The following is an 11,961-nucleotide window of genomic DNA, read 5'->3' as shown; positions in this document are numbered from 1 at the left end:
ATACTCCCTCCCCAATTGCGTTCGCGAAGGAGTTCGGTCAGGCTCGCGCAGGGACGCCTCGTGGAGACTCAGTCTCGCGTCGGAAGTTCGCGGCGTTGGCGCCCCGCTCGAAACCAAGGTCTTCAACGACGCGAGAGGGAGCGACCAATGTCACTGAGAGTTCACGGCCTGCCTTTGGGCCAGAAGCGCGAAGAAGCGGCGAACGGAGCCACCGCCGACGGCTGGGCCACGAGGCTGGCGAAACTGATCCCCGCCGAGGCGCTGGGCGTCTACGGCGCGGCGCTCGGCCTCATACCGAGCCTGGAGGGCCAGGATACGGTGCGGCTGGTCCTCCTGATCGTGGTCACCTTGGCCTGTCTGGCCATCCTGATCGCGGTGCGTATCAAGAGCACGGCTCAAAACGCCGACGGTCCCCAACCGCTGGGCATCGCCATCTCGTGCGTGGCCTTCCTGATCTGGACCGCGACATTGGGGCCGACGAGCTCCCCGTTCCCGATCCCGAAAGACTTCGGGTTCATCGTCTCGCTTGTCGGGATGCTCTATGTCGCCCTGGTGGGCGTCTTCTATCGCGGCGACACCACAACGTGAGCCCGGCGATCGCCGCGGGGGCTCACCCCTCGACGATCGACCGCACCAGGTCCAGGTCGGCCGGCTTGTCGACGTCCACCGCCGCCAAGCCGTGCCGCGCCCGGACGGCCGCCGCCTTGACCCCCGCCAGGCGGCCGATGCGGGCCACCATCTCGTCCAGGGTCATCAGGCCCAGCAGGTAGCGCGCCAGCATGACCGGACCGAACAGGGCCGCGATCTTCCACGGCTGCTTGCGGTGCTTCTCGACCGTGCGCCACAGGTCGATGGCCCGCAAGCTGGCCGGGGTTTTCAGATAGAACAGGTTGCAGCCCGAATAGCGGCCGTCGCGGAACGCCAGATAGGTGCGCTTGGTGGTCGGCGCGGCCGACCGCACCAGGGCTTCCTCGCCCAGCAGGATGGCGATGTCGGCGTCGGCCGGGGTGTCGGCCATGAAGTCCGTCACCCATTCCGGCCGCAGCAGGGCGTGGTCGACCGTGGTCACCAGCAGCGGCGTGCCCATGGCCACCGCGCCCTCGTGGACGCTCTGGCTGGGACCGGCGGCCGAGGGCAGGCGCGACAGCGTCGCCCGGGCCTTCTCGGCCCGCAGGGCCGCTTGCAGCGCCACGTCGTTGGTCGAGACGCCGATGCGGCTGGCGCCGGCCTGGTCCAGCGCGGTCAACACCCGCCGCAGCAGGGTCTGGCCGCCCAGGACGATCAGGCCCTTCTGGCTGACGCCGGCATAGTCGGCGACGGGATCGACCTCGCCGCGCGAACCGGCCAGCACGAGCGCCTGAAAGGGCTCTCCAGGGCCTGCTTCCTGGCCCACCGGCTAGATCGCCTTCTCGTAGATCCGATAGGTCTTGTAGATCTCCGCGCCCATCGCCTCGGAGATCCGACGCATCGGGGCGTTGTCCTCGAGGATCCACGAGAACTCAAACTTGTCGTAGCCCAGGGCCAGGCCCGCGTCGCGGCCGGCGTTCATCAGGTGGAACGGCACGACCTGACCGCGCAGGGTGTCGGCGAACTTGCGCTTGAGGCCCATCAACGGGATGCGGATCGACTTGACCCGCTTGACCTTCAGCCGCCACAGCAGCTTGGCCCAGCCGAACGGCAGCAGCTTGCCGTTCAGGCCCTCGATGGCCTCGTTGACGTTGGGCAGCAGCACGATGAAGCCGGCCGGCTCGCCGTCGATCTCGGAGAACAGGATCAGGCGCTTGTCGAGCACGTCCTTCAGCGACTTGCCCAGCTGGGCGGTCTCGGCCTCGGTGGTGGGCACGAAGCCCCAGTTGCCCGCCCAGGCGTCGTTGAGGATGCCGGTCAGGGCTTTGACCTCCTCGTCGTAGCGGCTCATGTCCAGCTCGCGCAGGGTCACGCCCTCGGGCAGGCCGCGCTTGACCCGGCGCACCACCACGGGCGGCAGGGCGGCGCGGGGATCGCAGACATAGGCGTAGACGTCCTTGGCCTTGACGTAGCCCTGCTCCTCGACGCGCGCGGCCGTGTAGCGGGGGTCGTGGCCCATCATCACCATCGGCTTGGTGTCGAAGCCGTCGACCAGCAGGCCGACCTCCTCGTTGATCGACAGGTTGAACGGACCCAGGGCCCGGTCGCAGCCGCGCGCCTTCAGCCAGTCCTCGGCCGTGCGGAACAGCAGAGAGAAGATCGCCGGATCGTCCTCGGCGGCGACCATGCCGAAGTTGCCGGTCTTCGCCGTGCCTTCCTCGGTGGCCAGGTGGTCGATCTGGGCGCTGATCCGGCCCACGTCGCGGCCGCCGCGCACGGCCAGCCACATCTGCACGTCGGCATGCTCGAAGAACGGGTTGGTCTTGGGCGTCAGGGCCGCCATCCGCTCGTACATCAGCGGCACGACCCAGTTGGGGTCCTTGGCGTTCAGTCGGTTGGCCAGCTCGATGAACCGCTTCAGCTCGGCCTTGGAGTTGACGGGAACGATCGAGAGGTCGGAGTCGGTGGTGTCGAACGGCATTCAGCCCTCCAAAACAACAAGCGCATGGATCGCGAGGGCCGCGAAGATGACCGGACCGCCCCAGACGGCCAGGATGGGCGAAAGGGAGCCGCCTTCGCCGAGCGCCGACAGCAAGCCGTTGACGACCAGGAAGATGAGGCCGGCCGCCAGGCCGCCGGCCAGCAGCAGCGCGCCTTGGCCGCTGCGGAAATTAGCCAGGGCGACCGGCGCGCTGAGCAGCAGCATCACCAGGGACACGACCGGTCCGGCGAAGGCGGCCAGCAAGCGGGTCTCGTAGAAGGTGGTCGGGCGGTCGCCGCCGCCGTTCAGCAGGGCGCGGCGAGCCGTCGCCGCGGTCGGCACGGGGCTGTCGGCGAACAGGGCCTGGACGTCCTGAGGGTGCAGGGGCGAGGGCCAGTCCATCTTGGCGGCGGGCGTGACATTGGACTGCTCGCCGTGGAACCGGACGATCACGGGCTTGGTCAGGGCCCAGCCCTTGTCGCGGGCGTAGGAGGCCGACGGCGCTTCGACGCGCTCCACCAGCCGGCCGGTTGTGTCGCGCCGATAGATCCTCACCGCGTTCAGGGTTGCGCCGTCGGCCGAGGACCCGGCGGCGATCACCAGGTCGTCGCCGGCCCGGAAGCTGCGCGGACCCGGGACCTTGCGATCGGCGGCCGGCGTGGTGGCCTGCCACCACGCGGCCAGCACCGGATCGGTGCGGGGGGCGATCAGCTGGGCGCAGCTGAAGTCGACGGCCATCACCACGAACGCCACGGGCAAGGCCATGGCGACGATGCGATAGGCCGAGATGCCGGTCGCGCGCATGGCGATGATCGCGCTCTCGCGCGCCAGCTGCGAGAAGGCGAACAGCCCGCCGGCCAGGGTGGCGATCGGGGCGACCTGCTCGATCAGCCGCGGCGAGCGCAGGGCGGCGTAGTACAGCACCCCGGCCGTGCCCAGGCCCCGGTCGAGGATGTCGGTGGTCACTTCCAGCAGGTCGAGGATCTGCAGGATGGAGAACAGGATCACGGCCGCGCCGAACACGCGCATGCCGACCGTCCGCAGGACATAGAGCGGGATCTTCATGCCTCGGCCTGCTCGAACTTGTCGCGGAACATGCGGCGGAAACGCTTGATGCCCACGCCGAACCGGCGGATCAGCTCGGTGACCGGGGTCTGGCCGGGGCGCTTGCGGCTGCCGATGAACATCCAGACGCTGAGGCCGGTGAAGATCAGCCATGGCGCTCCGACCGCCGCCAGCGGCATGGCCTTGCCCGATTCCGCCAGGCTCTGGCCCAGTTGCAGGCTGTGCTGGAAGGCCAGCAGCAGCACGCCGGCGATGATCAGGCCGGGCGTGCGGTTGCCGCGCTTGGCGGCCAGTCCCAGCGGGAAGGCCAGCAGGGGCAGGAAGGGCAGGAACAACGCCCGGGCCAGGCGTCCGTAGAGCTCGGCCAGCAGGGTGGCGCGCGGCACGATCGGCTTGGGGCTGTCGGCCTGGCGGGCCAGTTCGCCCAGGGTCAGCTCGCGCTCGTCGCCGCCGCGGCTGCGCAGCAGGGCGGCCGCGCCGGCCAGGGGCACGTTGGTGGTGAAACGGTCGAACATCAGGATGCGATAATGGCCCAGGGCGTCCACGCCGATCCGCTGGCCCTTGCGCAGCAGCATGGTGACGTTCTTGCCGTCGGCGTCGGCCCGCAGGTCGGCGGTGGCGGCGGTGATCACCTCCTCGCGGCCGTTGACGTCCATGCGGCGGATGAACACCCGCGTCAGCTGCTGGCCGGCCGCGTCGGCGCCGTCGGCGGTCATCAGCAGCTTGGGCTGGTCGATGAAGGCCCCGCCGTTGAGTTTGCCGTTCCAGCCGGCGTTGATCGCCTCGTGCATGACGGCGCGATAGGCGTAGCGGCTGTAAGGCTGCATGTAGCCGAACACGACCAGGCTGAAGACCGTCAGGAACAGGCCGACGCAGACGAACGGCGCGGCGATGCGGGTCAGGGACTGGCCGCTGGCCAGCAGGGCGTCGATCTCCGACCCGTCGCTGAGCTTGGTGATGACGATGAACAGCGCCACGAAGAACGCCACGGGCAGGGCCAGGCCCAGATAGTGCGGCACCAGATTGGCGGCCAGCGAGGTGACATAGCCGAAGCGGGCGCTGCTTTGCGACAGCACGTCCAGCAGGCGCAGGACCCGCTCCAGCAGCAGGGCGATCACCGTCACGCCCAGGCAGCCGACGATCGGCCAGGCCAGCAGGCGCAGCAGATAGGCGTCGATCAGCCGGAAACGCGCGGTTCCATGCGGCGTGGGAATGGGCTTCCTCACGCGGCGGACCAGACCTGGGCCAGGGTCTGGGCCAGGCGCTCGGCGGCGTCGAGGTCCAGGTCGACCGTGGACCCCAGGGCCGGAACGGCGGGCCAGCCGGCGTCGGCATACACCCGGCCGTCATGTTCGCGCGTCCCGGCGTAGCGCGGGATCACGTGGAAATGCACATCCTTGTCGACCATCATCAGCATCAGATAGTTGATCTTCTCGTACGCCACGACCTTGCCCAGCGTCCGTTCAACGCCCTCGGTCGCCGTCTTGAGGTCGACGAAGGCGGCGGGACTCAGCTGGGAAAAGGCCTCGACCGATTCCTTGCATACCAGGACCAGAGACCCAAAGGTCGGTTGCTTGGGCCGCACCAGGATCAGCCAGCTGGCGGTCTCGGCCACTAGGGTGCGCGGGTAACCGAAGGTCTCAGCGGTGGGATTGGTCATGTCGGCCTCGCCTCGGGGCGTTCGCCGCCGTCGCTCATACAATAGGGACGCGGCCTTTTGCATGGAAGTGCGATCCGCGTTGTTCGCTTCGGTTCCGGCCCCGGCGTCCGAGGATGCGCTACGAGCGCCGCGCGGCCGGGCGCCCGGCCTGGGTCAGGATGTAGCGGCCCAGTTCGCCCGGCTCGCCGCTCTCCGGGTCCAGGCCGCGCGCGACCACCTTCACCTCGACGCCGCCGTCGGCGCGTCGGTCGATCTCGACACCGTGCCAGCGGGCCGCCGGATGGCCGCGCTTGCCCATGGCCGAGGCCGAGGGGACGCCCAGTACCGGGATCGTCGCGCCGTTCGGCCCGGGCGCCGTCGCCACCATCGCCTCATGGGCGTGACCGTGCAGGATCAGGTCGGCCCCGTGGCGGGCGAGCAGGGCGCGCAGGGCGTCCTGGTCCTCCAGCGCCTTGCGCTTGACCACCGCGCCCGGGACGGGCGGGTGGTGGATCAGCAGCACCCGGAACGCGTCGCGATAGGTCGGATCGCCCAGCAGGGCGTCCAGGCGGTCAAGCTGCGCCTTTCCCAGCCGGCCCGTGGCCAAGTGCGGGGCGGTCGGCGCGGCCGAGCACAGGTTGAACAGCGCCACGCCGTCGCGCATCCGCACCTGGGGGAAGGCGACCGCGCCGTCGTCGCCCAGCCAGGGCGTCCAGGCGGCGAACGGCTGGCCGCCCTTGGCTTCGACTAGGGCGTCGTGGTTGCCGGGGCTGACGGTGATATTCCAGGCCGGACCCAGCGCCTCCAGCCAGACGCGGGCGGCCTCGTATTCGGCGGGGGAGGCGTAGTTGGTCAGGTCGCCGGTGATGGCGATGTGATCGGGCGCGTGGGCCTTGAGGTCGGCGACCAGCGCCGCCAGCACCTCGGGCCGATGCTCGCGGCGTTTGCGCCGCCAGGCGATCCGGCTCAGCAGTCGCTTGGACAGCAGGTCCCGCCAGCCGAACGCCCCTTGCGGCGGCGGCAGGTGAAGATCCGAGAGATGCGCGAGACGGAATATCGACAAGATTGGTTCACGGATTCTGGCGGAAGGAGCCGAAGCTGCTTATCAATCGCCCCAGGTTTCAAGGGGTTGTCTATCGTGAGCGTGGAAAATCATCCAAATGAGGCCGCCGGCCCGTCCGCCGTCACGGTCGGACAGGCCAAGACGCGCCTCTGGGGGATGACCTCCGCCGAGCGGTTGTCGCGAATCTACCGCCGTCTGGGCCTGGTCGAGGCCGGTCGCGAAACCGTTTTCATCACCGGCGACGTCGTGGTGGTCGACGCCGGCTGGGTGTTCGACGAGTCGCTGATCAAGGCCCTGGCCGGTCGTCCGGGCGCGGCCCTGGTCGACGAAGCCGGGCGCATCGTCGCCATCAACGTTCCCGCCGCGCGGGCCCGAGAGGCGATCGTGCGGCTCGACACCGGCGAGGACGTCACGGCCCTGGCCGAGGTCCGCCTGACCGCGCTGGAGCTGGGCTCGGCCTACAACAGCGCCCTGCGCAAGCGCGAGCCGCCGGTGCTGGAGCGCCTGACGCCCGAAACCCGCGTGGCGGTCGAGAAGCGGCTGTTCCAGGGCTCGTACAAGGGCGTCACCGACCTGGTGACGAAGTACGTCTGGCCCACGCCGGCCCGAATCGTCACCCGCTGGTGCGCCCTGGCCAGGATGACTCCCAACCAGGTCACCCTGATCGGTTTCCTGCTGGTGCTGGCGGCCTTCTGGCTGTTCTGGATCGGCGAGTTCGGCTGGGGCCTGGTCTGCGCCTGGATCATGACCTTCCTCGACACGGTCGACGGCAAGCTGGCGCGGGTGACCCTGACCTCGTCCAAGTGGGGCAACGTCTTCGACCACGGCATCGACCTGGTCCATCCGCCGTTCTGGTGGTGGGCCTGGTATGTCGGCGTCGGGGCTCTGGGCTTCACCATGCCCCACGGCGAACTGGCCCTGGCGGTCATCGTCGGCGGCTATGTGCTGCAGCGGGTCGAGGAGGGGATCTTCCTGGCCCTGTTCAAGGTCGAGATGCACGCCTGGCGGCCGTTCGACAGCTTCTTCCGGCTGATCACCGCCCGTCGCAACCCCAACCTGATCCTGCTGACCCTCGCGGTCGCGGTCGGACGTCCCGACATCGGATTCCTGGCGGTGGCGGTCTGGACGGCGATCTGCCTGATCGTGCACGCCGCGCAGATCCTGCAAGCCCTGGCGACCCCGAAGGGGGCCGTCGTGTCCTGGTTGTCGCGCTGATGCGTGTCGGGGTCGTCCGCAATCCGATGAGCCACGCCAACATCGGGCGCACCGACGACGTGTCGACGCCCGACGCCGTGCTGCTGGTCGAGCCGGCCACGCCCGAGGCGTTGGAGCAGGATCTTCAGGCCTTCGCCCAGTGCGGCGTGACCCTGCTGGTGATCGACGGCGGCGACGGCACGATCCGCGACGTGATCAGCCGGGCGGCGGTGATCTTCGGCGAGGCCATGCCGCTGATCGCCCTGATTCCGTCGGGCAAGACCAACGTGCTGGCCATCGACCTGGGCGTGCCGCGCGACTGGACCCTGGCCAAGGCGATGGCCGCGGCCAGGTCCGAACAGGCCGTCATCAAGCATCGCGCGCCGCTCGAGGTGCGCTGGGACGACGGGCGGCCCAGCCTGCGCGGCTTCGTGTTCGGCCTGGGCGCCTTCGTGCGCGCCACCAGCCTGGCCCAGAACGTCCACAAGCTGGGAGCCTTCCACAGCATCTCGGTCGGCATGAGCGTGCTGGGCGCGCTGGTCGGCACGGTGATGGGCGGCAAGCGCGACCAGTGGCGGGCCGGCGTGCCGCTGTGCCTGGCCATCGACGGCGAGGAGACCCGCACGGCCGATCGTTTCCTGGTGCTGGCCACCACGCTCAAGCGCCTGCCGTTCGGGGTGCGGCCGTTCGGCCCGCCGCGCGAGGGGCTCAAGTTCCTCGACGTCGACGCGCCGCCGCGGCGTCTGCCGGGGGCGTTTCCGGCCCTGCTGGCCGGCAAGGACTCGGCCTGGTCGTCGCAACACGGCTATCGGCGCGGCGACGCCGCGAAGCTGCGGATCACCACCGACCAGCCGCTCGTCGTCGACGGCGACGTCTATGACGGGGCGGGCGGGCTGACCGTGGTCCTGGGCCCGACCCTGAGGTTCCTGGCGGCATGACCGGGGCCGTCGCCAGCCTGGTGGGGGAGGAGCTGCTGGCTCCGGCCCCGCCGCAGGCCGTGGCCTTCGCGGCCAAGCTGCTCGACCGTTTCGAGGCGCCGCTGGCGGTGCTGTTCTACGGCTCGATCCTGCGCACCGGCGACCTGGACGGGGTGATGGACTTCTACGTGCTGACCCAGCACGTCCGCCCGGGCCCGCGCGGCCTGGCCACCCGCCTGCTGTGGCCCGACGTCAGCTATCACGAGCTGGAGCTGGACGGTCAGGTGCTGCGGGCCAAGGTGGCGACCATGACCCTGGCCCAGTTCCAGGCGGCGACGCGCGGGCAGGGGATCGACACCACCATCTGGGCCCGCTTCGTCCAGCCCGCGGGACTGGTGTGGAGCGCCGGTCCGGCGGTCGCCGAGCAGGTCATCGAGGCCGTGGCCGACGCCGCCCGCACGGCCGCCCGCTTCGCCGCCGCCCTGGGGCCTTCGGAGGCCGCGCCAGAGGCCTATTGGTCGGCGCTGTTTCGGGAAACCTACGCGGCCGAGTTCCGGGTCGAGAAGGGCGGGCGCGAGCGCTCGATCCTGGGCTTCGACGTCGCCCGCTATCATCGCCTGCTGATCGCCTGCTGGCGCGAGGAAGGGCTTTTGGACATCGAGCCCGACGGCCCCGTGCGCCCCACGCTGAGCCAGGCGGACCAGAAGCGCATCCAGGCCGCCTGGCGCCTGCGTCGCCGCCTGGGACGGCCTCTGAACTACGCCCGCCTGATCAAGGCCGCCTTCACCTTCGACGGGGCGGCGCGCTACGCGGCCTGGAAGATCGAGCGGCACACCGGCATGCCGGTGGCCCTGACCCCCTGGCGCGAGCGCCACCCGGTGCTGGCCGCGCCGGGCGTGCTTTGGCGGCTCTGGCGGCAGCGCCAGGCCCAGGCCAAGGCCCAGAAAGCAGGAAAGGCCTGAGATTTCCCTCAGGCCTTTCCAATTTCAATGATGCAGCGCTGTCTAGGCCGAGACGCGCTTCAGCGGCGCTTCGATAAGGCCCATGGCCACGCCGATCTCGGCGAACACGGCCAGCACCTGGTCGATCTGCTGCTCGCTGTGGGCGGCGCTGACGCTGGTGCGCAGCAGCGGACGGCTGTCGGGGGTGGCGGGCGGCAGGGCCAGGTTCAAATAGACGCCGTTCTGCAGCAGGGCGTTCCACATGCCGATCGCGCGCTCGGTGTCCGGCATGGTGATGGCCACGATCGGGCTGGAGGTCGGGCCGGTCATGTAGCCCATGCCCGAGAGGCCGTCGTAGAGGCGACGGGCGTTGGCCATCAGCTTGTGGCGCAGCTCGGGTTGTTCCTCCAGGCGGCGCAGGGCGGTCACGGTCGAGGAGACCACGGCCGGCGGCAGCGAGGCGGTGAACATGTACGGACGGCAGGTGACGCGCATGACGTCGAAGTCGTCCATGTCCGAGACGCAGAAGCCGCCGATGGCGCCCAGGCTCTTGGAGAAGGTGCCGACCACGAAGTCGACGTCGGCCTCGACGCCGGCCGCCTCGGCCAGGCCGCGGCCGTGCTCGCCGAGCACGCCCATCGAGTGGGCCTCGTCGACCAGCAGATAGCCGCCCAGCTCGCGCTTCACGGCGGCGATTTCCTTGAGCGGCGCGGTGTCGCCGATCATCGAATAGATGCCTTCAACGACGATCAGGCGTTCGCCCGGAACGTCCTTCATGCGGCGCAGGCGCTTGTACAGGTCTTCCGGATCGTTGTGGCGGAAGCGGATGACCTCGGCGTGGCCCAGACGCGCGCCGTCATAGATCGAGGCGTGGCTGTCGGCGTCCAGGATCAGGTGGTCGCCGCGGCCGACCAGCGTCGACAGCACGCCCAGATTGGCCTGGTAGCCGGTGGTGAACACCATGGCGTGCTTGCGCTTGTAGAACTTGGCCAGGGCCTCTTCGAGCTCGACGTGGGCTTCGAAGCTGCCGTTGGCGATGCGCGAACCGGTGGTGCCGGTGCCGCGTTCCTGGACGGCCTTGACCGAGGAGGCGATCGCCTGCTCGTCGAAGGTCAGACCAAGATAGTTGTTGGTGCCCAGCAGGATCGTGCGTTTGCCGTTGATCACGCCTTCAGTCGGCGAGACGACGGCGTCGAAGCGCACGCTGAAGGGATCGGCGCCGGCTTGCCGGATCGCGTTGTAAGCGTCGCGATACGCGAGGTGCTTGTCGAACAGCCCCATGGCTTAGGCCCTATTCCGAAGGTCTTTAATCAGGGAAGCAAGGTCTCCGGCGGTTTCCACCGAAGCCAGGCGATCCAGAGGAATGGAGATGTCGAAGGTGTCTTCGAGCTCCATGATGATGTTCATCAAGGCCAAGGAATCGACGGCCAGATCGCGGCCGATATGGGTATCGTTCGCCACATCGACCGAGCGCCCGAGCACCTTGCCCGTGGCTAAGCCGATTTCACGTAGAGTGAGATCCGTAACAGCTTCCATCGACGCGACGATATCCCCGACCAAAGTTCAATATAACCGAATTGTAACAAGCGTCTCGACAGAAAATCGCCGTATTTGGCTATTTCTGAGACTTTTTATCCTTCAACCAGCCTTCCGACCGATACCAGCGCACGCTTTGCGCGAATCCCGCTTCGAGAGGATATCTCACTGGGGGAAAGTCCGGAATCGGATCGTTGCTAGATAGGGCCCAATCGCCGTGAAGCAACTCCCGAGCCTTGCCTGGCGTGAGAATTGAATCACTCCCCGTCGCCAGTGACATCCATTTTGACAGAACCGCCAACGCCTTGATCGCTCCCGAAGGAATCCTGATCAGCCTTGGCGACGCGCCGACCGCTTTGGACGCGGTCTGCATGAGTTCGACCCAGCCATACCCCTCCGGACGGTCGTCGGACAAGCTGAGCAGGCCGGGGCGCGGCGTTTTGACCAAATGGGCGATCCGCGCGGCGGCGTCGTCGGCATGGATCCAGGCCATGCGGGTTTTGGGGTCCAAAACCGGCAAAAAGGCCGATTCCGAGGCCATTTTGAACAGTCTGAGCGTCTCGACATCGCCAGGTCCATAGATGGCGGGCGGGCGGACAATGGTCAGATCACTGCCAAAAATCTCGCGCGCTGCGTCTTCTCCGCCACGTTTGCTGCCGGCGTAATCGGACAAATGCGGTTCGCGGGCCGCCAGGCTGGAGACCAGGATGAGTCGCGCCCCGGCCGCCTTGGCCGCCTCGGCGACCCGCCGCGAGCCCTCGACATTGGCCCGGTCGAACGCGGCCCGGTCTCGCGCTTTGATCAGGCCGGCCACGTGGACGACCGCCTCGGCGCCGTCGCAGAGCGCGGCCAGGGCGGAGGCGTTGGCCAGATCGCCGATCACCAGCTGCGGTTCGAAGCCCGACCAGGCCGGATCGGCGACGTCGCGCCGGGCCAGGATGCGGACGGTCCAGTCCTGTTCGGCCAGGACCTTGACCAGGCGGCGACCGAGGAAGCCCGTGGCGCCGGTGACGGCGACACGTTTCTCCACGGGAGGCCCTTTCCGGGCCAGGTCCATG

At 68.8% G+C, this 11,961-nt stretch carries 13 protein-coding genes; 4 read left to right on the top strand and 9 right to left on the bottom strand.

Annotation, left to right across the window (positions count from 1 at the left end; translation table 11 throughout):
• The first annotated feature begins 147 nt into the window (after positions 1 to 147).
• Positions 148 to 588 carry a hypothetical protein gene (locus ASD38_RS15285; protein ID WP_156390710.1) on the top strand — a complete coding sequence of 147 codons (441 nt, stop codon included), beginning with the start codon at positions 148 to 150 and terminating at the stop codon, positions 586 to 588.
• 22 nt (positions 589 to 610) lie between these two features.
• Here ASD38_RS15285 and ASD38_RS15280 read toward each other — a convergent pair whose 3' ends face one another.
• The 6 genes from ASD38_RS15280 to ASD38_RS15255 form a co-directional block, all read right to left on the bottom strand.
• Entirely contained in the window at positions 611 to 1,393 is a 783-nt protein-coding gene (locus tag ASD38_RS15280; RefSeq protein ID WP_056461114.1) for a nucleotidyltransferase family protein, read from the bottom strand.
• A gap of 3 nt (positions 1,394 to 1,396) precedes the next feature.
• Positions 1,397 to 2,548: a hypothetical protein gene (locus ASD38_RS15275; protein ID WP_056461111.1), complete on the bottom strand. Its 1,152-nt coding sequence runs from the start codon at positions 2,546 to 2,548 to the stop codon at positions 1,397 to 1,399.
• Complete coding sequence (locus ASD38_RS15270) at positions 2,549 to 3,613, bottom strand: LptF/LptG family permease (protein WP_056445176.1); 1,065 nt, start codon at positions 3,611 to 3,613, stop codon at positions 2,549 to 2,551.
• On the bottom strand, positions 3,610 to 4,839 hold the full coding sequence (locus ASD38_RS15265) for an LptF/LptG family permease (RefSeq protein ID WP_056445172.1): 1,230 nt from the start codon (positions 4,837 to 4,839) through the stop codon (positions 3,610 to 3,612). The genes ASD38_RS15270 and ASD38_RS15265 overlap by 4 nt, the downstream gene beginning before the upstream one ends.
• Positions 4,836 to 5,273 carry an HIT family protein gene (locus tag ASD38_RS15260; RefSeq protein WP_056445169.1) on the bottom strand — a complete coding sequence of 146 codons (438 nt, stop codon included), beginning with the start codon at positions 5,271 to 5,273 and terminating at the stop codon, positions 4,836 to 4,838. The genes ASD38_RS15265 and ASD38_RS15260 overlap by 4 nt, the downstream gene beginning before the upstream one ends.
• 118 nt (positions 5,274 to 5,391) lie before the next feature.
• Positions 5,392 to 6,315 carry a metallophosphoesterase family protein gene (locus ASD38_RS15255; protein ID WP_056461108.1) on the bottom strand — a complete coding sequence of 308 codons (924 nt, stop codon included), beginning with the start codon at positions 6,313 to 6,315 and terminating at the stop codon, positions 5,392 to 5,394.
• A 156-nt stretch (positions 6,316 to 6,471) separates the two neighbouring features.
• Here ASD38_RS15255 and ASD38_RS15250 point away from each other — a divergent pair, with 156 nt between their 5' ends.
• The 3 genes from ASD38_RS15250 to ASD38_RS15240 are packed head-to-tail and all read left to right on the top strand — an operon-like array spanning position 6,472 to position 9,388.
• A complete protein-coding gene (locus ASD38_RS15250) occupies positions 6,472 to 7,530 on the top strand; it encodes a CDP-alcohol phosphatidyltransferase family protein (protein WP_235523860.1) in 1,059 nt (352 codons plus the stop codon).
• Entirely contained in the window at positions 7,530 to 8,447 is a 918-nt protein-coding gene (locus ASD38_RS15245; RefSeq protein ID WP_235523842.1) for a diacylglycerol/lipid kinase family protein, read from the top strand. The genes ASD38_RS15250 and ASD38_RS15245 overlap by 1 nt, the downstream gene beginning before the upstream one ends.
• A complete protein-coding gene (locus tag ASD38_RS15240; protein WP_056461103.1) occupies positions 8,444 to 9,388 on the top strand; it encodes a hypothetical protein in 945 nt (314 codons plus the stop codon). Before ASD38_RS15245 ends, ASD38_RS15240 begins: the two co-directional genes overlap by 4 nt.
• 42 nt (positions 9,389 to 9,430) lie before the next feature.
• Here the strand turns inward: ASD38_RS15240 and spt are convergent, their stop codons facing one another.
• From spt to ASD38_RS15225, 3 genes are all read right to left on the bottom strand, one after another.
• Positions 9,431 to 10,648, bottom strand: coding sequence for a serine palmitoyltransferase (gene spt / locus ASD38_RS15235; RefSeq protein ID WP_056445158.1), 1,218 nt, complete (start codon positions 10,646 to 10,648; stop codon positions 9,431 to 9,433).
• A gap of 3 nt (positions 10,649 to 10,651) precedes the next feature.
• A complete protein-coding gene (locus ASD38_RS15230; protein ID WP_028039590.1) occupies positions 10,652 to 10,903 on the bottom strand; it encodes an acyl carrier protein in 252 nt (83 codons plus the stop codon).
• Between the two features lie 79 nt (positions 10,904 to 10,982).
• Complete coding sequence (locus tag ASD38_RS15225) at positions 10,983 to 11,960, bottom strand: NAD-dependent epimerase/dehydratase family protein (protein WP_056445156.1); 978 nt, start codon at positions 11,958 to 11,960, stop codon at positions 10,983 to 10,985.
• Position 11,961: the final 1 nt, after the last annotated feature.

This window comes from Caulobacter sp. Root487D2Y, from assembly GCF_001427165.1.
Taxonomy (GTDB): Bacteria; Pseudomonadota; Alphaproteobacteria; order Caulobacterales; family Caulobacteraceae; genus Caulobacter.
Note: the sequence above shows the minus strand (reverse complement) of the source record. Positions and strands in the feature narration are given on the sequence as shown.